Annotated in this window: 19 protein-coding genes; 7 read left to right on the top strand and 12 right to left on the bottom strand. The window is 61.0% G+C overall.

The window, feature by feature from the left end:
* Window positions 1–21 precede the first annotated feature (21 nt).
* The 4 genes from ACMGF7_RS20430 to ACMGF7_RS20445 all read right to left on the bottom strand — a co-directional run bounded on the left by ACMGF7_RS20430 (window position 22) and on the right by ACMGF7_RS20445 (window position 2928).
* Window positions 22–1299, bottom strand: coding sequence for a TcdA/TcdB catalytic glycosyltransferase domain-containing protein (locus ACMGF7_RS20430; RefSeq protein ID WP_420286618.1), 1278 nt, complete (start codon window positions 1297–1299; stop codon window positions 22–24).
* Window positions 1300–1358: 59 nt separating this feature from the next.
* The gene (locus ACMGF7_RS20435; RefSeq protein ID WP_049240156.1) at window positions 1359–1625 is read right to left on the bottom strand and encodes a hypothetical protein; all 267 of its coding nucleotides are present in this window, start codon (window positions 1623–1625) and stop codon (window positions 1359–1361) included.
* A 52-nt stretch (window positions 1626–1677) separates the two neighbouring features.
* Window positions 1678–1914: a hypothetical protein gene (locus ACMGF7_RS20440; RefSeq protein WP_049240155.1), complete on the bottom strand. Its 237-nt coding sequence runs from the start codon at window positions 1912–1914 to the stop codon at window positions 1678–1680.
* Window positions 1915–2184: 270 nt separating this feature from the next.
* On the bottom strand, window positions 2185–2928 hold the full coding sequence (locus ACMGF7_RS20445; protein WP_049240139.1) for a sulfite exporter TauE/SafE family protein: 744 nt from the start codon (window positions 2926–2928) through the stop codon (window positions 2185–2187).
* Between the two features lie 107 nt (window positions 2929–3035).
* On the opposite strand from ACMGF7_RS20445, the gene ACMGF7_RS20450 reads away from it, so the two are divergent.
* A complete protein-coding gene (locus tag ACMGF7_RS20450; protein WP_004940783.1) occupies window positions 3036–3917 on the top strand; it encodes a LysR substrate-binding domain-containing protein in 882 nt (293 codons plus the stop codon).
* Window positions 3918–3923: 6 nt separating this feature from the next.
* Here the strand turns inward: ACMGF7_RS20450 and ACMGF7_RS20455 are convergent, their stop codons facing one another.
* From ACMGF7_RS20455 to ACMGF7_RS20470, 4 genes are all read right to left on the bottom strand, one after another.
* On the bottom strand, window positions 3924–7496 hold the full coding sequence (locus tag ACMGF7_RS20455; RefSeq protein ID WP_049240138.1) for a molybdopterin cofactor-binding domain-containing protein: 3573 nt from the start codon (window positions 7494–7496) through the stop codon (window positions 3924–3926).
* Window positions 7489–8031 (bottom strand): (2Fe-2S)-binding protein, encoded by a 543-nt coding sequence (locus ACMGF7_RS20460; protein WP_049240137.1) that lies wholly within the window; start codon window positions 8029–8031, stop codon window positions 7489–7491. The genes ACMGF7_RS20455 and ACMGF7_RS20460 overlap by 8 nt, the downstream gene beginning before the upstream one ends.
* Before the next feature lie 85 nt (window positions 8032–8116).
* Window positions 8117–8590, bottom strand: a complete 474-nt coding sequence (locus ACMGF7_RS20465; RefSeq protein WP_049240136.1) for a MarR family winged helix-turn-helix transcriptional regulator — start codon at window positions 8588–8590, stop codon at window positions 8117–8119.
* Window positions 8591–8656: 66 nt separating this feature from the next.
* The gene (locus tag ACMGF7_RS20470; RefSeq protein WP_049240135.1) at window positions 8657–9715 is read right to left on the bottom strand and encodes a 2,5-dihydroxypyridine 5,6-dioxygenase; all 1059 of its coding nucleotides are present in this window, start codon (window positions 9713–9715) and stop codon (window positions 8657–8659) included.
* A 326-nt stretch (window positions 9716–10041) separates the two neighbouring features.
* Here ACMGF7_RS20470 and ACMGF7_RS20475 point away from each other — a divergent pair, with 326 nt between their 5' ends.
* From ACMGF7_RS20475 to ACMGF7_RS20495, 5 genes are all read left to right on the top strand, one after another.
* Window positions 10042–11193, top strand: a complete 1152-nt coding sequence (locus ACMGF7_RS20475; RefSeq protein ID WP_164095061.1) for an FAD-dependent monooxygenase — start codon at window positions 10042–10044, stop codon at window positions 11191–11193.
* Window positions 11190–11984 carry an alpha/beta fold hydrolase gene (locus ACMGF7_RS20480; protein WP_164095060.1) on the top strand — a complete coding sequence of 265 codons (795 nt, stop codon included), beginning with the start codon at window positions 11190–11192 and terminating at the stop codon, window positions 11982–11984. The genes ACMGF7_RS20475 and ACMGF7_RS20480 overlap by 4 nt, the downstream gene beginning before the upstream one ends.
* 15 nt (window positions 11985–11999) lie before the next feature.
* Complete coding sequence (locus ACMGF7_RS20485; RefSeq protein WP_015377793.1) at window positions 12000–12752, top strand: maleate cis-trans isomerase; 753 nt, start codon at window positions 12000–12002, stop codon at window positions 12750–12752.
* Window positions 12753–12761: 9 nt separating this feature from the next.
* Window positions 12762–13391, top strand: a complete 630-nt coding sequence (locus tag ACMGF7_RS20490) for an N-carbamoylsarcosine amidohydrolase (protein ID WP_420286619.1) — start codon at window positions 12762–12764, stop codon at window positions 13389–13391.
* Between the two features lie 142 nt (window positions 13392–13533).
* On the top strand, window positions 13534–14844 hold the full coding sequence (locus tag ACMGF7_RS20495) for an MFS transporter (protein WP_004938595.1): 1311 nt from the start codon (window positions 13534–13536) through the stop codon (window positions 14842–14844).
* Window positions 14845–14916: 72 nt separating this feature from the next.
* Here the strand turns inward: ACMGF7_RS20495 and dcp are convergent, their stop codons facing one another.
* On the bottom strand, window positions 14917–17118 hold the full coding sequence (dcp, locus tag ACMGF7_RS20500) for a peptidyl-dipeptidase Dcp (RefSeq protein ID WP_021505249.1): 2202 nt from the start codon (window positions 17116–17118) through the stop codon (window positions 14917–14919).
* A 106-nt stretch (window positions 17119–17224) separates the two neighbouring features.
* Window positions 17225–18139: a LysR family transcriptional regulator gene (locus tag ACMGF7_RS20505; RefSeq protein ID WP_164095058.1), complete on the bottom strand. Its 915-nt coding sequence runs from the start codon at window positions 18137–18139 to the stop codon at window positions 17225–17227.
* 103 nt (window positions 18140–18242) lie between these two features.
* Between ACMGF7_RS20505 and ACMGF7_RS20510 the strand changes: the two genes are divergently transcribed.
* Window positions 18243–19406: an MFS transporter gene (locus ACMGF7_RS20510; RefSeq protein WP_164095057.1), complete on the top strand. Its 1164-nt coding sequence runs from the start codon at window positions 18243–18245 to the stop codon at window positions 19404–19406.
* Here the strand turns inward: ACMGF7_RS20510 and guaD are convergent.
* Complete coding sequence (gene guaD, locus ACMGF7_RS20515) at window positions 19391–20707, bottom strand: guanine deaminase (protein ID WP_049240130.1); 1317 nt, start codon at window positions 20705–20707, stop codon at window positions 19391–19393. The genes ACMGF7_RS20510 and guaD overlap by 16 nt on opposite strands.
* Window positions 20664–21014 carry a hypothetical protein gene (locus ACMGF7_RS20520; protein WP_197763750.1) on the bottom strand — a complete coding sequence of 117 codons (351 nt, stop codon included), beginning with the start codon at window positions 21012–21014 and terminating at the stop codon, window positions 20664–20666. Before ACMGF7_RS20520 ends, guaD begins: the two co-directional genes overlap by 44 nt.
* Between the last annotated feature and the right edge of the window lie 93 nt (window positions 21015–21107).

Consider the following 21107-nt stretch of genomic DNA (forward strand, 5'->3'; position numbering starts at 1 on the left):
CTGCATTTCAAGCCATTCTTCTTATTTGCGCCACGTGGAATAGGCGCCATCAGGTGTATCTATATTGTGTTGAAACAATGCAATTCCAAAGTCAGGGTTTTGCATATACTCCGCAATGCTGGATGGCTCAATCAGATATCCAATATTAAAGACCTCATAAGCCAACCCCAATAAAACCTCAACAATTAAACCCGGCCCAGTTAAGACCGGGGTCACGCAATAGTCCCTTGTTATTAACTCGGTTCTCCATGGTAAGAGTCTGGTCAGATAACACCTTGATCCATCATCAATATAACAGTTAAATATGCAATTGTTTTTTTCTAAAAAACGGTATCTTTTTTTCATTGTTCTAAGGATGATTCTTACCGTCTTGGATTTTTTGTGAGAGGACATGAAATTATTAAAATAAACACCTTTAAATCTTCTGAGTGATCCTAGCGCCAATAAATTTTTATGAACGTATGTTTCACCCAATGGCAATATCATATCCAGGGAAAACTCAGAGAGATCCAGTTCGATAAGCCTTTTTATTTTTTTAAATTCAACAGCATCTACGCCTAACTTATTTTCATCGCAGCTGAACACGGCTTCAGGCAGCGCCTCTTCTGAATTTATCTTTTTTAAAAGACATAGGGTCTTAAATAACAGAAGCGAGTCGCTCTCGACAACGCCCTCTTTTTCTATATATTTATTTAGTTTATGATATATGTTATCAATGTATGGAAGCGTATCAACATCTATATAAGTACCACCATACTGATAGATAATTAAAAGTCTGACAATATCACTTGCACTGGCAATGTTATGCCTTAGTATAATCTCATAATAATAATACTTCATAAAATCATCGAAACCATTGCAAAAAAGCTCCGCTATGCACTTTTTTATAAAACCTCTGTTGCCAAACCATGAGTCTTCAATCGCTTTTGGCGGTTTCTGATAAGGAATTTCATTTTTTATTAAGAATTCGATAACCAGCTCATCAAAAGAAAAACCTGCCTTTATTTTGGGGTATATATAATTAAAGGCGTGATTTTTTATTTCCAATTCAGCCTTAACTTTATTTTTAATTTTTTTTGCGTTGACGAAATCGCGTATGGCATTGTTTAGTAAATGACACAGTGAAGAGTCTCTGTCACACCAAAAGAATATCTGCTTATCTTTATTTGTTTTTTTCCATATGTCGATATAATGAGCATTTACTTCATTTAAATCACCAATCCATATAAAATGCAGAATACTTGGAACGGATGACTTTTCTGTATTTGATAAATCGATACCCAATGCCTGATGGCTCATTTAAATCACCACGAAAATATAGTATGGGAAACTTGAATGATTCAATGCTGGATTATGGTTTAACTCAAAAAATAGACTAGCGCCATAGCGACAACACAAATAGAACAGAACCATAAATCACCGGAAAAATTTCTCAATGAGTCCAAATAGTCATTGCTGTTCTTATTTAGTTTGTTAATGGCATCGGTTTCGTTCTCAGCCTCTACTTCAACATGATGCTTTCTGAACCCCTTCCGCCTCATCTCCTTAATTATTTCTCGTGTAACCACTTCCTTTCTCAACACCCTTGACGCATCGCTCTTTATAAAAACAACATATCTATTCATCATATACCCCATAAAAGCACAGAATGTTACTTCTGTGCTGGGATTGCAACTGTTAATTAGCGTTTGGTTCCGAACTCTCTGGCCTCTCTCGGCCCAGTACCATTGCCACCGTAACCATTTCCTGCAGCCATTGAATTACCATCCCCCCAAAAACCGCTAGCGCCGGAACCGCTGCCATACGGGCTATTTTTTGACAAAAATGACTGAAGCCCACGATCGTCGCCGTTATTTCCACCGCGACCTGAAGAGCCAGACCCTCCGTTATCAGACGATCTTTTTCCACTCCCATCGCGATCCTGCCATCCCCCCGACACCGCATCGAATTGGCTACTTAATATTTCCTTCATAAATACTCTCCTATGGGTTTACTGGTTTTACAGTCATTAAAAATAGCTGTAATGGCAAAAGTAAAACACACTAATAACAATCCATAACCATCCTGTATTTCATAAAAAAAACCAATAAGAAAAGTGTGTTCTAAACATTGCAACTCATCATATTAAAATAAAACCCAGAATAATATACCGAACCTAATTACACGCAGATGCTATCGATTCAATTAATTGAATCGCCAAATAATCTCAACGCCCAAGATTAATAACCCAATAAAGAAAAGGCGGCGAAACAGCTGCGGGCGACAATGACGACGCACGATCCCGCCCAGCCACATGCCGGCCAACGCCGGCAACAGCGACAGCAAGGAAACGCCGAGCAGCGTGCCGGGCAGCGCCTGATGCCAGGCCAACCCTGCGGCCAGCGCCAGCGTCGAGACGGTGAACGACAGCCCCAGCGCCTGCACCAGCTCATCGCGCGCCAGGCCCAACGCATTCAGGTAAGGCACCGCCGGAATGACGAACACCCCGGTGGTGCCGGTCAGCGTACCGGTCACCAGGCCGCACAGCGGCCCCAGCCAAGGCTCTGCCTCGGCGGAAATGCGCCAGTCGAAACGGGTGAATCCCAACAGGGCATAGCCGATCAGACACATGCCCAGCGCCAGCGGCGCCAGGCGGCCGTCGCCGGCAGTGAGCGCCCCCGCGCTCAACAATGTGCCCAGCGTGACGCACAGCATCATCGGCCAGAGCCGCCGCCACAGCGCCCCCAACCGCGGTCCGCACAGCAGTTGCCACAGGTTGGTGATCAGCGAGGGCAACAGCAGCAGCGCGGCGGCCTGTCCCGGCGGCATCATCAGGCTGAGCAACCCCATCGACACCGTCGGCAACCCCAGGCCGATCGCCCCTTTGACCGTGCCGGCCAGCGTAAAAATGCCCGTCAGGGCGACAATTTCGAGTAACGTCAGCGACATGCGTCTATCCTTATGGCGAATCAACGGCTCGATTGTGGCCAGCGCCGCGCCGCGGCACAATGCGGCAATGACAGAGCCTGCCTGCGGCAAAGACAGAGGGAAAACGCATGCATTTTGACTTTATCGATCTGCGGCTGTTGGCGGCAGTGCTCGAGACCGGCAGCATCACCGCCGGCGCCGAGCGCGTCGGGCTGTCGCTGGCCGCCGCCAGCGCCCGCATGCGCGGGCTGGAGCAACAGGCCGGCGTAGCGCTGCTGACGCGCAATCCGCGCGGCGTCCAGGCGACGCCCGCCGGTGAGCGCCTGTTGCATCACGCGCGAGTGCTATTGCAGCAGCGCGACCGGCTGCGCGGTGATATGGCCGAGTTCGCGCCGGGCCAGCGCAGCCAGCTGCGCATCGTCGCCAATACCGTCGCCGCCGACGCCTTTTTGCCGGAGCTGTTGGCGGATTTTCTGATGCTGCACCCGCACACCGATATCGCGCTGGAAGAGCTGCCCAGCCCGGCCATCGCGCAGGCAATCGCCGAACGGGCGGCGGATATCGGCATCGTCGCGGACCACGCCGATCTGCGCGGGCTGACAAGTTACCCTTTTCGCCAGGATCGTCTGGTGCTGGCACTGCCGCCGGGGCATGCGCTCAGCGGCCGCCGGCAGGTCAGCTTTGCGGACGCCCTGCCTTTTGATTTCATCGGCCTGCCGGAAGAGAGCGCGCTGCAACAACATCTTGAGCAATTGGCGATACGCAGCGGCGGCCCGATGCGATTGCGGGCGCGTGCCGCTCATTTCGACGCCATCTGCCGCATGGTGCTGCGCGGCGCCGGGCTGGCGGTGGTGCCGGAAGAGAGCGCACAACGCCAGCCGGAAATTCGGCACAGCGCACTGCCGCTGACGGACGATTGGGCGACCCGGCGCCTGTCGATCGCGGTGCGTGACCCGGCGCAGTTGCCGCTGCCGGCGCAGCGGCTGGTGGCGTTCCTGCGCCATGCCTGAGGCGGCTCAGTGCGTGCCCGGCTCTGCGCGCAGCCGCGCAACCTGCGCCTCCACGTCGCGCCAGGCCGGTTTGTCGCCGGCATAGCGTTGGCGTAAATAATTCACCAGCGCCGTTACCTGCCGATCGGAAAAACTGTCCTTAAAGCCCGGCATAAAGCCCAATTCGGCGGTGGCCGGTTTGGGGATCCCTTGCAGGATCACCTTGATCAGGTTATCGGGGCGATCGCTGAAGATGTTGGTGTTATTGGCCAGATCCGGGCTGACGCCGAACAGCTGCGGCCCGCCGGCGGCGGCGCTGTGGCAGGCCAGGCAAGCGCCCTGAAACAACCGCTCACCGGCAAGTTGCCCCACCGCCGGCAATGCGCGAGCCGCCAACTGCGCCTGCGGTTCCACGTTCAGCGTCGACTTGGCGCTCAGCGACATCACATAATTGGCCATCGCCCGCAGATCGCTCTGCGGCAACGTCGCCAGCTCGCTCACCACCGGCCCCATCGGCCCGGCCGCCACGCCGTGCTCGGCGGAATGCCCGCTGCGGAAATACTGAAACAGCTGTTCCTCGGTCCAGGGTTTTTCCGCGTTGGCCAATTGATTCAGCGCCGGCGCTTCCCACCCGTCCACCATCCCCCCCGCCAGGAAAGCCGCGCCGCCCTTTTCCGCCCCCAGCAGGTTGCGCGGCGAATGGCAGGCGGCGCAATGGCCAAGCCCGTTGACCAGATAAGCGCCGCGGTTCCATTGCGCGCTTTGTTGCGGATCGGGTTGATATTCCCCCTGGCGCAGGAACAGCGCGTTCCAGCCGGCCATCAGCGGCCGCAGGTTAAACGGGAAACGCATCTGATTGGCCGGGTTGCTCTGGCGCACCGCCGGTTGCGACATCAGATAAGCGTACAGCGCCTGCATGTCGCCGTCGGTCATTTTGCTGAAGGCGGTGTAAGGAAATGCCGGATAGAGGTGGCGGCCGTCGCGGGCGATACCCTGGCGCATCGCCCGATCGAACGCGGTAAACGACCAGTTGCCGATGCCGGTTGCCACGTCCGGGGTAATATTGGTGCTGTAGAGCGTGCCGAACGGCGTCGCCATCGCCAGCCCGCCGGCGTTGGTCGCCCCTTCCGATGCGGTATGGCAAACCGCGCAGTCTCCGGCGGCGGCCAGCTGACGGCCGCGCTCCAGCGTGGCGGCCGACCAGGTGCCGGCGCCGGGCGTCGCCACCGGCGCGATCTCCGCCCGCCACGGCAAGGCGCTGCCGGCGATGCCCAGCACGGCGCCGAACAGCCCCGCCGCGCCGCCGAACCACCATTTGCCGCGCTTCTTTTTCTTGGGCGGCGCGGCCTGCCGTTCGGCATCCGGCCCGTTCAGCGCCTCACGCAGCTTGTCCGAGGTGATCGGCAGCTCGCGAAAACGAATGCCGGTGGCGTCGAACACCGCGTTGGCGATGGCCGCCGCGCTGGGCACCGACGCCGACTCCCCGGCGCCCAGCGGCGGATCGTAAGGGCGCGGCATCATCACCACGTCCACCTCCGGCACCTCCGGGAAGGTCAGGATCGGGTAGGCCCCCCATTCTTTGGCGGAGACCGTCGATTCCTCAAAGGTCACGCGCTCTTTCAATACCCGGCTGGTCGATTGCAATACATTGCCGTGAATTTGGTGGCGCACGCCGTCCGGGTTAACCATCATGCCCGCGTCGTGGCCGACCACGATGCGCGTCACCGCCACTTCGCCGCTGGCTTTGTCGATCGCCACGTCGGCCACCCAGGCGGCCCAGGCCGCGCCAAAGCCGGGAAACTTGCTGTGGATGTAACGGGCATAGGCAAAGCCGCGCCCGCGCAGCACGCCGTCTTCCGCCGGGGTCTGCATCGGTTCGGTATGCGGCGTCCAGCCGGCGCGTTCTGCAGTGCTGCGCATCAGTTCACTGGCGCGTTCATCATTGATGTAGCGCAGCCGATACTCCAGCGGATCGACGCCGGCGGCGTGGGCCAGCTCATCGATATAAGACTCGTGGGCGAAGGTGTTGGGCAAGGCGGAAACGCCGCGCATCCAGGAGGCGCGCACGATCGGCGCCATGTCCTCGATGCTGACGCGCAGCGCCGGATACTCATAAGGCGGCACCGAGGTGCGATCGCCCATTTCATAGGCCACCGGCAGCGGCTCGACCCGGCCGGTCAGCAGCAGCGCCAGCGTCGGCGCGCCGTTGGAAGGATAATAGGTGCGAAAATCGTAGGCGACCGGGTGCCCGGCGGCGTCCAGCCCGCCGTCCACCTCCATCAGTTGCGCCGTGCCCTTCGGTTCCCACACATGCTCTTGCTCGCGGGTCAGCTGCACCCGCACCGGCCTGCCCACCGCGCGCGACAGCAGCGCCGCGTCGGCGCAGACGTCATCGGCGCAATTGCGGCCATAGCAGCCGGCCGCCTCCATACGAACGATCTCGATCTGCGCTTCCGGGTACTCCAGCAGCCAGGCCAGATCGGCGCGCAGCAGGTGCGGGTTCTGGCTGCCTGACCAGACCTGCAGACGCTCCGGCCGGTAGTCCGCCAGCGCGCAGGAAGGGCCAATCGAGGCATGCAGCTGATACGGCCACAGATAGCTGCGGGTGAAACGCCTGTCGGCCGCCGCCAGCGCCGCGTCCACGTCGCCGGTATCGTGCACCACCCGGGTCGAATGCGGGTTGTCGCGCAGCGCCTGCGCCACGTCGGTCATCTGCGGCAAATTGCGCCGCCAGTCTTTCCAACTGACCTGCAGCGCCTGCGCCGCCTTGACCGCCTGCTCTTCGCGCTCGGCGACAATGCCGATGAAATCGCCGATCACCACCAGTTTGACGATGCCGGGAATATGCGCGATCGAGGTTTCATCCACCGCCAGCAGGCTGGTGCCGACAAATTCGCCGCTGTCGTAACCGGCATAGGGCGGCCGCACTACCCGGCCGTGCAGCATATTCGGCAACCGCATATCGTGTACGTAAGTGGTTTCGCCGGTCGCCTTGGCCGGAATATCGACGCGCGCGGCGCTGGTGCCCACCAGGCGATACTCCGCCTGCGGTTTCAGCGGCGCGTCGCCGGAAATCGACAGTTCGACATGACCGCCGGCCACCAATTCGGCGTAGCTGAGCGCCTGCCCCTGCGGGCTGCGGATCACGCCCTCCTCCAGCGTCAGCCGTTCCACCGGCGCATCGAAGCGCTGCGCCGCCTGGCGCAACAGCCAACGGCGCGCTTCGGCGGCGGCGTTGCGCAGCGGCACGGCGGAGATCTGCAGCGTGGCGCTGGCGATGGTGGCGCCCTGATTCGGCGCGCGCTCGGTATCACCCAACACCATTTGCACCTGATCCATGCGCAGGTACAACTCTTCGGCGACAATCTGGCCGAGCGCGGTGCGCACGCCGGTGCCGAGATCGACATGGCCGTTAAAGGCATAGATTTCACCGCTGCCGCACAGGGCGATAAACAACCCTTGCTCCTTGGGCTTCAGCATCGGCGTTTGCCCCTTGGGCACCAGCCCCGGCGGCGGTTGCACGCTGTCGACGATCAACAGAACGCCGTCGCGCTGCAGCAATTCGGCCTGGCTCGGCGATGGGGTACGGGAATCAGTCATGATCGTGGGCGTCCTCATCGCGGCAGAGAATGATGGCGCGCTGAACCGCACGCAAGATTTCAAGATGGGTGCCGCAGCGGCACAGATTGCCGGACAGCGCCTGACGGATCTCCGCCTCACTCGGGGCGGGATTGCGATCCAACAGGGCTTTGGTGGTCATGATCATGCCATTGAGACAGTAGCCGCATTGCGCCGCCTGCTCTTCGATAAAGGCGCGCTGCACCGGATGCGGGCGCTGGCGAGTGCCGAGACCTTCCAGGGTCACGATCGCCCGGCCGGACACGCCGAAGGCCGGGATCACGCAGGAGCGCGCCGCCACGCCGTCGATCAGCACGGTGCACGCGCCGCATTCGCCCAGGCCGCAGCCGTATTTTGGGCCGTTGAGCGCCAGATCGTTGCGCAGTACCAGCAAGAGCGGCGTATCCGCCATCACCTGCGCATGAAGCTGTTCGCCGTTCACCGACAGCATCAGCGGATGCTCCGTCAGCGTGGTTTTCGCGCCTTCCCTGGGCGATTGCACTTCAGATATCGCCATTGTTTGCGTCTCCGCCTGCACTTGATGGTCTTATGGGCTGGCCTCTCGCCACCGACCACCAGGCAACCGACGTTGCGCGGGCGAATCAGCCGGTGGCAGGGTCTTCCAGCATTTTATTCAGCAGGAATATCAGCGCTATCCGTTCGGCCGGGTTCAGCGTGCCGAACGTCAATTCTGTGATTTTCGCCGCCTGCGGCACCGTTTCCGCCAGCAGCACGCCGCCGGCGTCGGTCAGGCCGACCACCACCTTGCGCCGATCCACCGGATCCGGCGTCACCGTGATCAGATCGCGCGCCTTCAGCCGCTCGACGATGCCGCGGATGGTGGCTTGATCCACCGCCGTCACCTGCACCAGCTCGGTCAGCGAGCTCGGCCCCATATCGCGCACCGCGCACAGGGTGATGAACTGCACCGCCGTCAGCTGCGAATCGCCGACGTTTTGCTGGAAAATCGCCACGTGGCGCTGATAAACCTTGCGCAGCAGGTGCCCGACTTGCTCGGTAAAATGATAATTTTCGGGTTGGCCGCTCACGGCTGACGGGTATTCGGGGGGCGTCATTGCGTTACTCTCACCATCTATGGAATCCACGAGAATAGTACAAACCCCCGCCGTTGGCAGCAACGATTACGCCCGGCGCACGCGCGACGCCTCCGGCGCCACCACTTCCCCGTCCGCCACCACCGTTTGCCCATCGAGACGAATGTCGCAGCGGCGCAGCGCGATGTCCATATGGCAAGGCGTTTTGCGCGTGCCGCCCACTTCGGTATTCGGCCCGGTGGAGAACAGGAAGTTGCCGTAGAACGCGCGCGCGTCCATGCACATGCCGTCGTTCTTGTCGTGCAGGCCCATCGCCGTCCACTGGGCGCGGGGCTGCAAACCCCAGCCGATGTGCGAGATGCCGTACACTTCAGGATCGTCGAAGTATTTCATGTATTCGCGCAGGTATTCCGCCTCAAAACCGCCGTGAATGCGGGTGACGAACCCTTGTTCGATCTCCAGCGTGATGCGTTCGCGCGCATAGCTTTTGAACGGCAGCAAGATATCGCCAACCTCCAGCACCAACACGCCCTCCGCCTGCTCCTCATTCGGCCAGGTGAACAGGAAACCGCTCGGCCAGTGATCCCAGCGCCCCGGCTCATCGGCATAGCCGTACTCGGTCACCGTCGGGTATTGCCCGAGCGGCGCGCGGAAATCGCTGCCGGCGGAGGAGGTCACCTGCATCAGCTTCGCCTGCTCCAGCACGGCGGCGGCGGCCAGCACCCGCGCTTTGTCCTCCGCGTTGGGCAACATGCGCGCCAGCACCTCCGGCGGCTCCACCGCCAGCAGGATGCGGGTGCCGGTTTTCAGGATCTGTTCCTGCTCCGGCGAATGCAGCAGCATCATGGTATCGACGATCAGGTCGGCGGCCTCCAGCGCACGCTGCGCCGCCAGGTTGCCGGTCAGCGCGGTATCGCCGCAATAGGCGGTCATGTCGTTGCCCATCGCCCGCGGATGGTTGAACGCCGGCAGTTCGACGGCATACACCCTGGCACCCAGCCGCAGCGCCGCGTCGGTCGCGGCGCGCACCGTGCGCGCATCGGAATAATGGCTTTTCAAAATCGCCACGCTCTGCGAAGCATCGACCTTCGACAGCGTAAGCACCTGTTCGAACAGCTGTACCAACTGGGTTTCATTGACCGCCATGGCCTGTCTCCTGTCTCGTCAAGGGTATCCGACGCCCGCAAGGCGACGGTTATTTTTCAAGCAATTTAAAGCGAACACACTCATTTTATCTAAGTCAAAAAAGGAAAAGAAAGCAAGCCACAGATGGCCATCATAAGAAAGTCCTATTTCATGTCTTATCAATCCTGTTATTAACATGAGCTTAACAGTAATGCGCTGTCAATTAGCGTGAGCAAGATCTGATTTAACACTTTTGCAACTTTGCGTTATCTAGTGCATACACTATAAATCAATCGTCCAACCACGCGTTGGGCCTACGCTGAAAAAAGCCAACAGACAGGGGAAACATGATGAGCAAACAACCACGCATCGCCGTCGTCGGCGCCGGGCTGGGGGGCGCCGCCGCCGCCGGGCTGCTGCAAAAAGCCGGCTTTACCGTCGATCTGTATGAGCAGAGCCCGGCGTTCTCGCGCCTCGGCGCCGGCATTCACATGGGGCCGAACGTGCTGAAGATTTTCCGCCGTCTCGGTATTGAGCAACGGTTGGAGCAGATGGCGTCTCATCCCGATTTCTGGTTCAGCCGCGACGCCGAAAGCGGCGACTACCTGTCGCGCATCGAACTGGGCGCCTTCGCCCGCCGGGAGTACGGCGCCGCCTATGTGACGGTGCACCGCGGCGATTTGCAGGCGTTGCAGCTCTCCGCGCTGCAGCCCGGCACCCTGCACTTCGGCAAATGCCTGAGCAAGATTGAAGATCGCGGTGACGAGGTGGCGCTGAACTTCGTCGATGGCACCTCGGCCCACGCTGATATCGTGATCGGCGCCGACGGCATCAACTCGCGCATCCGCGAGCATCTGCTGGGCGCCGAAGCGCCGACCTACAGCGGCTGGGTGGCCCACCGCGCGCTGATCCGCGGCGAGAAGCTGGCGAAATACAACCTGACGTTCGAAGACTGCGTGAAGTGGTGGTCGGCGGATCGCCATCTGATGGTCTACTACACCACCCAACGGCGCGACGAATATTACTACGTCAGCGGCGTGCCGCACCCGGCCTGGGATTTCCAGGGCAGCTTCATCGACAGCAGCCGCGAAGAGATGTTCGAGACCTTCGCCGGCTACCATCCGATCGTGCAGGCGCTGATCGAATCCAGCGAACAGGTCACCAAATGGCCATTGCTGAACCGCAAACCGCTGCCGTTGTGGAGCGAAGGCCGTCTGGTGCTGCTCGGCGATGCCTGCCACCCGATGAAACCGCACATGGCGCAGGGCGCGGCGATGGCGATCGAAGACGCCGCCATGCTGACCCGCTGCCTGCAGGAAACCGGCCTCGGCGACTACCGCACCGCCTTCCAGCTGTATGAAGCCAACCGCAAGGAACGCGCCTCCAGGGTGCAGGCGGTGTCCAACGCCAACACCTTCCTGCGCACCCAGGAAGATCCGGCCTGGGTTTACGGCTATGACCTGTACGCGCAAGTGCTGAAATCGGAGAACGCCGCATGAGCACCTTCCTCTACGGCGCCCACGTTCACGCCAACGACATTCGCCAACACTATCTGCGCTACGGCGGCCACGGCCCGGCGCTGATCCTGGTGCCCGGCATCACCAGCCCGGCGATCACCTGGGGCTTCGTCGCCGAGCGGCTGGGGGAAAAATACGACGTCTACGTGCTCGACGTGCGCGGCCGCGGTTTGTCGTCCAGCGGCCCGGAACTGGCTTATGACGCAGAGACCTGCGCACAGGACGTCAACGCCTTCGCCGCCGCGCTGAACCTGGACAGTTACGCCCTGCTCGGCCATTCGATGGGCGCCCGCTTCGCCCTGCGCGCCGCCGCTTTGCGGCCCGCCGGCGTGCGGCGGCTGGTGCTGGTCGATCCGCCGGTTTCCGGCCCCGGCCGCCGCGCCTATCCCGGCCAATGGCCATGGTACGCCGACTCCATCCGGCAGTCGCAGCCGGGCATGAGCGCCGAGCAGATGCGCGCCTTTTGCCCAACCTGGAGCGAAGAACAGCGTCAGCTGCGCGCCGAGTGGCTGCATACCTGCTACGAGCCGGCTATCCAACGCGCCTACGACGATTTTCATCAGGTGGACAGCCACCGCGACTACCCGCAGCTGACCATGCCGACGCTGCTGATGGCCGCGGGCAAAGGCGGCGTCATTCAGCCCGAAGACCGGGCGGAGATCCGTGCGCTGCAGCCGGAGATCGCCATCGTCGAGGTCGAGAACGCCGGACACATGATCCCGTGGGACGATTTCGACGGCTTCTTCCGCGCCCTGGGCGATTTTCTGGATTAACTGAGGAACACCGACATGAGCAACCACTACCGCATCGGCCAGATCGTGCCCAGCTCCAACACCACGATGGAAACCGAGATCCCGGCGATGCTGGGCGCGCGCCAGTTGATACGCCCGGAGCGTTTCACCTTTCACTCCAGCCGCATGCGCATGAAACACGTCAATAAAGAAGAATTGGCGGCGATGGACGCCGAGTCCGACCGCTGTGCGCTGGAGCTGTCCGACGCGCGGGTCGACGTGCTCGGCTACGCCTGCCTGGTGGCCATCATGGCGATGGGGCTGGGCTACCACCGCGAATCGCAGGCCCGGCTGGCGCAGGTGACGAAAGACAATCAGGCCGCCGCGCCGGTTATCAGCAGCGCCGGCGCGCTGGTCAACGGCCTGAAGGTGATCGGCGCCAAACGCATCGCGCTGGTGGCGCCCTACATGAAACCGCTGACCCAGCTGGTGGTGGACTACATCCAGCACGAAGGCATCGAGGTCAAGGTATGGCGCGCGCTGGAGATCCCGGACAACCTCGAAGTCGGCCGGCACGATCCGGCCAGGCTGCCGGGGATCGTCGCCGAGATGGACTTACGCGAGGTCGATGCTATCGTGCTGTCCGCCTGCGTGCAGATGCCTTCGCTGCCGGCCGTCCCGACGGTGGAGGCCCAAACCGGCAAACCGGTGATCACCGCCGCCATCGCCACCACTTACGCGATGCTGACCGCGCTGGAGCTGGAGCCGATCGTCCCCGGCGCCGGCGCCCTGCTCTCCGGCGCCTATTGAGGAGGCAGAATGAACGACACCCTCAGCGACAACTATCGCGGCGTCTGGGGCCAGCGCATCGGCTTCGGCCGGCGCCCGGCGCTGCTGGCGATCGACTTTATGCAGGCCTACACCACCGAAGGCGCGCCGCTGTTCGCGCCGGGCGTAGTAAGCGCAGTCGAGGAAAGCCGCGAGCTGCTGGCCTGCGCGCGCCGAACGGGAATTCCGGTGATCCACACCCATATCCGCTATCATGCAGGCCATTTTGCCGATGGCGGCCTGTGGGTCAAGAAAGCGCCGGTGATGAAGGACATGGTGAAGGGCAACCCGCTGGCGGCGTTCTGCCCGCCGGTGGCGCCGCTGGGCGATGAGGTGGTGCTGAGCAAGCAATACGCCAGCGCCTTCTTCGGCACCGCGCTGGCGCCGCTGCTGGTGGCGCAAGGGATCGACACGCTGCTGATGATCGGCTGCTCCACCAGCGGCTGCATCCGCGCCAGCGCGGTGGACGCGGTGCAGCACGGCTTTCGCGCCATGGTGGTGCGCGAGTGCGTCGGCGATCGTCACCCCGGCCCGCACGAAGCCAACCTGTTCGACATCGACAGCAAATACGGCGACGTGGTGCACAAACGGGAGGCGCTCGACTATCTGAACCGGTTATGAATCAACGATTCACCTGCAACGACAATAACGAAGGCGCAGACAGCGCCTCAGGCGACCGCCCGAAACAGGGCGGCGTCCATGCAACGCAAACACAACAGGCGCCTCCTGCGGAGGCCAACACGCACCACCTGGAGACAACATCATGGCCATTGTCGACACCCCGCTGGCGGGGAAAGCGGACGCAGAATCGCTGCTGCTGTACCGCAAAATCACCTGGAAACTGATCCCGTTTCTTTGCCTGTGTTATCTGGCGGCCTACCTCGATCGCATCAACGTCGGGCTGGCCAAGCTGCAGATGGCCGACGCGCTGCAGCTGAGCGAAGCGGCCTTCGGCCTGGGCGCCGGGCTGTTCTTCGTCGGCTATATTCTGTTCGAGGTGCCGAGCAACCTGATCCTGCAGCGCGTCGGCGCCAAGATGTGGATCGCCCGCATCATGATCACCTGGGGGCTGCTGTCCACCGCCACCATGTTCGTCACCACGCCGACGCAGTTCTACGTCATTCGCTTCCTGCTCGGCGTGGCGGAGGCCGGTTTCCTGCCCGGCGTGCTCTTTTATCTGACGCTGTGGTTCCCGACCTATCGCCGCGGCCGCATCATCGCACTGTTCATGATCGGCCTGCCGCTCTCCAGCGTGATCGGCGGGCCGCTCTCCGGCTGGATCATGGGCCATTTCGACATGCGACACGGGCTGCACGGCTGGCAGTGGCTGTTTTTGCTGGAGGGCATTCCCAGCGTGCTGTTGGGCGTGCTGACCTTCTGGCTGTTGCCTAACACTTATCAGCAGGCCAAGTGGCTGACGCCCGAGGAAAAACAGCGCATTGCCGACGATCTGGCGCGCGACGACGCCGAGGCCGATCACGGCAAGCACAGCTTCCGCGACGGCTTCTTCAACCTGAAAGTGTGGATGCTCGGCGGCATCGACTTCGCCATTCTGCTCAGCGCCTACGCCATGGGCTTTTGGATGCCGACCTTCATCAAAACCGCCGGCGTCACCGACATCACCACCATCGGCTACCTGACGGCGATCCCCAGCGTCGCCGCCCTGCTCGGCATGCTGCTGATCGGCAGCAGTTCGGACCGGCTGCGCGAACGGCGCTGGCACATCATCGTGCCGTTTATCGTCGGCGCGTTGGCGATGGCCGGCAGCACCTTCTTCACCCACAATGCGCTGGCCACGGTGCTGCTGTTCTCCATCGCCCAGGCGGCGATCATCGGCGCGGTGCCGGTGTTCTTCAGCCTGCCGGCCACCTTCCTGCGCGGTACGGCGGCGGCGACCGGCTTCGCGCTGGCCTGTTCGCTGGCCAACATCGCCGGGCTGGTGAGCAATTCGCTGATGGGGCTGGCGCTGGATCTGACCGGCAAGAGCGGCGGCGCGCTCTGGGCCTTCGCCGGCTGCCTGCTGCTCAGCTCGCTGCTGGTGGTGGCCCTGCCGGCCAAGGTGGTGAACCGCTGACTGTCGGCCAAGCCAAAAAAGACGAAGGGCGCATAACGCGCCCTTTTGTTTGCTTACCGGGAATGGCCGTATTTACTCGTCCTTCAGCCCGCGGTTGATCAGCATCGGTTCGATGCTCGGCTCTTTGCCGCGCCAGTCGATGTACAGCTTCTCCAGATCCTGGCTGTTGCCGCGCGACAGGATCATGTCGCGGAAGCGCTGGCCGTTTTCGGCGGTCAGGCCCCCGTGTTCGGTGAACCACTGGAAGGCGTCGTCCGCCAGCATTTCCGTCCACAGATAGGCGTAGTAGCCTGCGGCGTAGCCGTTGCCCCAGATATGCTGGAAGTAGCTGGAGCGGTAGCGCGGCGGCACATAGCTGAGATCCACCTTGTCTTTTTGCAGCGACTCGGCCTCGAACTTGTCGACGTCCTGCTGCGGCTGATCGGCGGTCAGCATATGCCAGTGCATGTCCAGCAGCGCGGCGGACAGCAGCTCGGTCATGCTGTAGCCCTTGTTGAACTTGTCGGCCTTCTTGATCTTGTCGACCAGTTCCTGCGGCATCGCCTCGCCGGTCTGGTAATGCTTGGCGAAATGGCTGAACACTTTCGGATCGCTGACCCAGTGCTCGTTGAACTGCGACGGGAATTCGACGAAGTCGCGCGCGGTGTTGGTGCCCGACAGGCTCGGGTACTCCTGATCGGCGAACATGCCGTGCAGCGCGTGGCCGAACTCGTGGAACATGGTGATCACGTCGTCATACGACAGCAGCGCCGGCTGCCCCGGCGCCGGTTTGGTGAAGTTGGCGACGTTGTAGATCACCGGCCTGGTGCCGTTGAGCTTCGACTGATCGACGAAGTTGCTCATCCAGGCGCCGCCGCCCTTGTTGTCGCGCTTGAAGTAATCGGTATAGAACAGCGCCAGCGATTTGCCGTCCTTGTCGAACACTTCATACACCTTGACGTCCGGCTGATAGACCGGGATGTCCTTGCGCTCTTTGAAGCTGATGCCGTACAGCAGGTTGGCGGCGTAGAACACGCCGTTGTTCAGCACGTTGTTCAGCTCGAAGTAAGGTTTGATCTGCGATTCGTCCAGATCGTACTTGGCCTTGCGCACCTGTTCGGCGTAGAACTGCCAGTCCCAGGCCTGCACCTTGAAGTCGCCTTTCTGCTGATCGATCACCGCCTGTATGTCTTTGGCTTCACGCTCGGCGCGCGCGGTGGCCGCCGGCACGATGTTGCGCATAAAGCTCAGCGCGGCATCCGGCGTCTTGGCCATCTGGTTCTGCAGCTTCCAGGCGGCGTAGTTCGGGTAGCCCAGCAGTTTGGCCTGCTCGGCGCGTACCTTGGCCAGACGCGAAATGGTCTGACGGGTATCGTTGCCGTCGCCCTTCTCCGCACGCGTCCAGGAGGCGTCGAACAGCGCTTTGCGGGTGTCGCGATCTTTCAGGCTCTGCAGCAACGGCTGTTGCGTGGTGTTCTGCAGCACCAGCAGCCACTGTTTCTCCAGCTTGCGTTCGGCGGCCGCCTGCGCTGCCGCGGCCAGTTCGCCTTCGGACAGACCGTCCAGCTTCGCCGGGTCGGTTATCGCCAGCGCGCCGTTTTTGCTCGCCGCCAGCAGTTTGTTGGTGAACTGGGTGCTCAGCGTCGCCGCTTCCTGGTTCAGCGCTTTCAGCTTGGCCTTGTCGGCGTCCGACAGGTTGGCGCCCGCCAGCTCGAAGTTCTTGTAGGTCACTTCCACCAGCCGGCGCGATTCCGGATCCAGCTTCAGCGCATCGCGATCCTGATAAATGGCCTTGATGCGCGCGAACAATTTGCCGTTGAGCATGATGTCGTCGTTCAGCGCCGCCAGCTTCGGCGAGGTCTCTTCATCCAGCTTCTGCAGCGCGTCGCTGGTGTTGGCCGAAGTCATGGCGCCGAACACGTTCATCACCCGCGTCAGCAGCGAGCCGGCCTGCTCCAGCGCCACGAAGGTATTTTTAAAGTTGGGCTTGGCCGGGTTGTTGGCGATCTTCTCCACCTCTTCCCGCTTTTGCTTGATGCCCGCTTCGATCGCCGGCGCGTAGTCGCTCTCCTTGATCAGGTTGAACGGCGGCGCCTGGAACGGCAGACGGCTTTGATAGAAGAACGGGTTTTGGGTCTTTTGCTTGTCGTGCTGATTGGCTTCACCGGTCACGGTAGCCTCCTTCGCCTGGCCGCTGGGCAGCGCGCTATGGTCGGCGTGAGGTTGGGTTTCTGCTGCCTGTGCCTGCGAGCCCAGCGCCATGCCGATCGCCAGCACCAATGTGGATAAACGCATCAAATCGAAACTCCTCCATGTTCACGGAATAAGGTCTCGGGGAATGGCTCCCTCTGAGTCATCACCTAGCTTAGGCGCAGTTGGCAGTTTGAGCAAAAACAAGTGATTAGAAGTTAGTCGCCTCGCCAACCTGCTGTATCAGAAAGGTCAGCAGCGCGCGCGTTTTGGCCGGCAGATAGCGGCGGCCGGGATAAACGGCATACAGCTGCAGCGGCGCCGGCGGCAAGGCCAGCGGCACCTCAACCAAACGTCCGTCGGCCAGAAACGGCCGGCAGCCGAGCTCGGAGAGCATGGCGAACCCCACGCCGGCCAGGGCCGCCTTCAGCGCCATCTCCCCGCTATTGACGCGATAGCGCGCATTGACCGGGACGGTAACGAACTTGCCGTCCGGGCGCACGAACTGCCATGGCATGCCCTTCAGCGCATCCACCGTACTGATACAGGGCAATTGCGTGAATTGCTCAATCTCCGCCGTCGGCGGCCACTGCGCCAGCAGCGCCGGCGCGGCCACCACGATGCAGGGGAAAGACGCCAGCGGCTGCGCGACATAGTCGCTGTCGTCCAGCATGCCCCGGCTGATCATCACCGCCAGATCGACATCGTCAAGCAGGGACGCCATTCCCGCCAGATTGGTGACGCAGCTGATTTCGATCTGCGGATGCTGCACGGCGAACGCCGCCAGCGGCTCGCCCAACAGATATGGCCCCACTTCATTCGGCACGCACAGGCGCAGCGGCCCACGCAGCTGTTGCTGCCGTTCGCTGAGCGTTTGCGCGGTATGATCGAGCGACGCCAGCAACGGCTGAACCCGCTCATGCAACAGCTGGCCGTTCGGCGTCAGCCGCATTGAGCGGGTGCTGCGCTCGATTAAGCGCTGGTCGAGCTGGCGTTCCAGCTGCGAGATAGCGCGGCTGACGTTGGAGGTCGGCATCGCCAGCGCCCGGGCGGCCCCGACGAAGCTGCCTTGCTCCACCACCGCCACGAAAATGCGTAACAGGTTTAAATCCAATTTGGCGCGCATGATTATCCCACATTTGATAACAAACCATGCCATTTCTACCACCTAATCCCGCTCAACGCCAAGCGCTACACTGCCGGCCTGATTCTGCAACCGATGGATGCTTATGACACCCACGAGAAAGCTGACGGCGATAGCGCTGGTCATCGCCTTTATTCAATTCACCAATGCCCTGGAATACATGGTGTTCAACCCGATATTTCTCTATATGGCCGCCGACTTTTCGGTGCCCGTCAGCTACGCCGGTTATGTCAGCGCGGCCTATACGCTGGCGGCGGTGATTTCCGGTATCGGCGCGTTCTATTGGATCGGCGGCGTTAAGAAGCGGCGTTTTCTGCTGTTCAACGTCGCGCTGCTGGGCGTGACGACCTTACTGATCGCCGCCACCCGGCAGTTTTATTGGCTGTTGGCGCTGCGGCTGCTGGCCGGTCTGCTGGGCGGCACCACGATGGGCGTGGGGATCGGCTTGCTGCTCAACGCCGCGCCGGCCGCGCTGCACGGCCGAATGTTGGCAACGGTGATCGCATCTTTTTCACTGGTGAGCATCATCGGCATGCCGGGCATGTTGTACCTGTGCGAGGTGGCGAACTGGCGCGTTGCACTGGCGGCTATCGGCGGGCTGTGTCTGCTGGCGGCGGTGTTGGTGGCACTGTTCGTTCCCAGGGATGCGCCGCAGCCGCAGGCCGCCGCCCCCGTCACGCTCGATCGCCGTTTGTTGCTGTTCGCCTCCGCCGCCGGTCTGACGCAGTTCAGCCCGATGCTGCTGATCCCGGTACTGGCGCCGCTGCTCACCCAGCGGCTACAGGTGGCCGACGCGCATTTGGCCTGGCTGTTTCTCATCGGCGGCGTAGCCGGCTATCTGGCGACCGTGCTGGCGGGCCGCTGGCTGCAACGCTTTGGCGCCGTGACGCTGACGGTGAGCGCCACGCTGTTGCTGTTGGGCAGCCTGTGGTTGGCGGCGTGCGGTGGCGATCGCGGCGAACTGTTCATGATTGCGTTTCTCGCAGCGGCCTACGCGCGGCTGGTGGCGATTTCTTCCCTGAGCATGCGCTGGCCGGACAATCGGCAACGCGCCGCCTTCGGCACGCTGCAAACCGCCCTGATACACCTGAGCGCCACGGTGGCCTTCTTGCTCTCCTCCGCGCTGCTGAGCGGCGGCCTCACCCCGCTCGATTTGCAACGCCTGCTGTGGCTGTGCGCACTGAGCGCCGTCGTCGCCGCGCCGCTCAGCGTTTGGTTGCAGGCGCGGCTGCGTCAGCGCGCCGCCTGATAAACTACCTTGCCGTCCACATAGGTGCGATAAATATTACGATCGTCCCCCAGGGTCATCAGCACAAACCCTTGCTCCATCAGCGTGGCGCTGTTGGCATGACGCAGCTGCTGCAGCGGCGTGACCGCCGGATCGAGCACCACGAAATCCGCCTCTTTACCGACGTTGAAGTTGCCGATTTTGTCGTCCAGCGCCAGCGCGCGGGCGCCGCCCAGGGTGGCATGATAGAACGCTTCTACGGCGGAGAGCCGGTAATGCTGCAGCTGGCCGACCTTGTACGCCTCACCTAACGTGCGCAGCATATTGAAGGTGGTGCCGGCCCCCACGTCGGTGCCGATGCCGAGCTTCACCCGCTTGCGCCAGGCCTGCTGCAGATCAAACAGCCCGCTGCCGAGAAACAGGTTGGAGGTGGGGCAAAAGGCGATCGCCGAGCGGGTATCGCACAGGCAGTCCCACTCCTGCTCCTCCAGGTGCAGGCAGTGAGCGAACACGCTTTTATCGCCGGTCATGCCATAACGGTGGTAAACATCCAGATAGCTGCGGTGCTGCGGAAACAGCGCTTTTACCCAGGCCACTTCCTGCGGGTTCTCGCTCAGGTGCGTCTGCAGCCAAACGTCGGGATACTCTTCGCGCAGCCGCTGCACCTGCGCCAGCAGCGCCGGCGTACTGGTGGGCGCAAAGCGCGGCGTAATGGCGTAACCGAGGCGGCCTTTGCCGTGCCAACGTTCAATCAGCTCACGCGTCTGGTGATAACTCTGCGCCGGCGTTTCCAGCAGCGCCTCCGGCGCATGGCGATCCATCATCACCTTGCCGGCGATCAGGCGCATGTTCAGCGCTGCCGCCTGGCTGAACAGCGCATCGACCGACTGTGGATGCACCGTGCCGAACACCAGCGCGGTGGTGGTGCCGTTACTCAGCAACTGCTGCAAAAAGAAGGCCGACATCGCATCGGCGTGCTGCTCACAGTCATAACGGCTTTCGGTCGGGAAGGTGTAATTGTTTAACCAGTCCAGCAGTTGGTCGCCATAGGCGCCAATCATTTCGGTTTGCGGGTAGTGGATGTGGGTATCGATAAATCCCGGCACGATCAGCTTGTCGCGATATTCCGTGACCGTGAAGCCCGGCGGCAGCAGCGCCTCGCCCTGCTGCCAGCTGCCGAACCAGACGATGACGCCGTCGTTCAGCAGCAGCAAACCGTCGGGAATATGCCGCAGGCGTTCCTCGAGCTGTTGCGGCGCCTCCACACAGGCTGCGATATCAAAAAAATTGCCACGAATAGCCGTGGTGAATTGCAGTGCCATTATTTTCTTCCTTGTGACGACCGGCCAAGCTCACCCGCGAAATAACCTGCGCCGATGAAACAATGCCTTTGTCGCCTAAACGCCAAGACCGGCTTAAGCATAGCAAGCCGCATGCCAACAGGCGGCGATAAAATACATTTTTAAATAAAAACAAATAATTAGCAATTAATCTAAAAGCATAGGCCGGCGAAAGAGAATAAGACCCACGCTCAGTCTTCGACGGCGGATAAATAGCAACCGTTTGCCTGCCAAAATAACATCGCGCCGCTGCACCATGAATGGGCAAGCGAATATCTTCACGGCGCACGGCTTATTTCAACAGCGCGCCTGGGGGTTGAATCTCGGCCTAAGGACAACGGTCAAACTTGAAACGATAACCATTCTCAATTATCATCCGCGC

The sequence above is a fragment of the Serratia sp. BNK-17 genome, assembly GCF_048684935.1.
GTDB lineage: Bacteria > Pseudomonadota > Gammaproteobacteria > Enterobacterales > Enterobacteriaceae > Serratia > Serratia nematodiphila.

Bases quoted from the DNA above. Each gene is read 5' to 3' on its own strand.
- ACMGF7_RS20430 (WP_420286618.1), bottom strand. From the start codon at position 1,299: ATGAGCCATCAGGCATTGGGTATCGATTTATCAAATACAGAAAAGTCA.
- ACMGF7_RS20435 (WP_049240156.1), bottom strand. From the start codon at position 1,625: ATGAATAGATATGTTGTTTTTATAAAGAGCGATGCGTCAAGGGTGTTG.
- ACMGF7_RS20440 (WP_049240155.1), bottom strand. From the start codon at position 1,914: ATGGGAGTGGAAAAAGATCGTCTGATAACGGAGGGTCTGGCTCTTCAG.
- ACMGF7_RS20445 (WP_049240139.1), bottom strand. From the start codon at position 2,928: ATGTCGCTGACGTTACTCGAAATTGTCGCCCTGACGGGCATTTTTACG.
- ACMGF7_RS20450 (WP_004940783.1), top strand. From the start codon at position 3,036: ATGCATTTTGACTTTATCGATCTGCGGCTGTTGGCGGCAGTGCTCGAG.
- ACMGF7_RS20455 (WP_049240138.1), bottom strand. From the start codon at position 7,496: ATGACTGATTCCCGTACCCCATCGCCGAGCCAGGCCGAATTGCTGCAG.
- ACMGF7_RS20460 (WP_049240137.1), bottom strand. From the start codon at position 8,031: ATGGCGATATCTGAAGTGCAATCGCCCAGGGAAGGCGCGAAAACCACG.
- ACMGF7_RS20465 (WP_049240136.1), bottom strand. From the start codon at position 8,590: ATGACGCCCCCCGAATACCCGTCAGCCGTGAGCGGCCAACCCGAAAAT.
- ACMGF7_RS20470 (WP_049240135.1), bottom strand. From the start codon at position 9,715: ATGGCGGTCAATGAAACCCAGTTGGTACAGCTGTTCGAACAGGTGCTT.
- ACMGF7_RS20475 (WP_164095061.1), top strand. From the start codon at position 10,042: ATGATGAGCAAACAACCACGCATCGCCGTCGTCGGCGCCGGGCTGGGG.
- ACMGF7_RS20480 (WP_164095060.1), top strand. From the start codon at position 11,190: ATGAGCACCTTCCTCTACGGCGCCCACGTTCACGCCAACGACATTCGC.
- ACMGF7_RS20485 (WP_015377793.1), top strand. From the start codon at position 12,000: ATGAGCAACCACTACCGCATCGGCCAGATCGTGCCCAGCTCCAACACC.
- ACMGF7_RS20490 (WP_420286619.1), top strand. From the start codon at position 12,762: ATGAACGACACCCTCAGCGACAACTATCGCGGCGTCTGGGGCCAGCGC.
- ACMGF7_RS20495 (WP_004938595.1), top strand. From the start codon at position 13,534: ATGGCCATTGTCGACACCCCGCTGGCGGGGAAAGCGGACGCAGAATCG.
- dcp (WP_021505249.1), bottom strand. From the start codon at position 17,118: ATGCGTTTATCCACATTGGTGCTGGCGATCGGCATGGCGCTGGGCTCG.
- ACMGF7_RS20505 (WP_164095058.1), bottom strand. From the start codon at position 18,139: ATGCGCGCCAAATTGGATTTAAACCTGTTACGCATTTTCGTGGCGGTG.
- ACMGF7_RS20510 (WP_164095057.1), top strand. From the start codon at position 18,243: ATGACACCCACGAGAAAGCTGACGGCGATAGCGCTGGTCATCGCCTTT.
- guaD (WP_049240130.1), bottom strand. From the start codon at position 20,707: ATGGCACTGCAATTCACCACGGCTATTCGTGGCAATTTTTTTGATATC.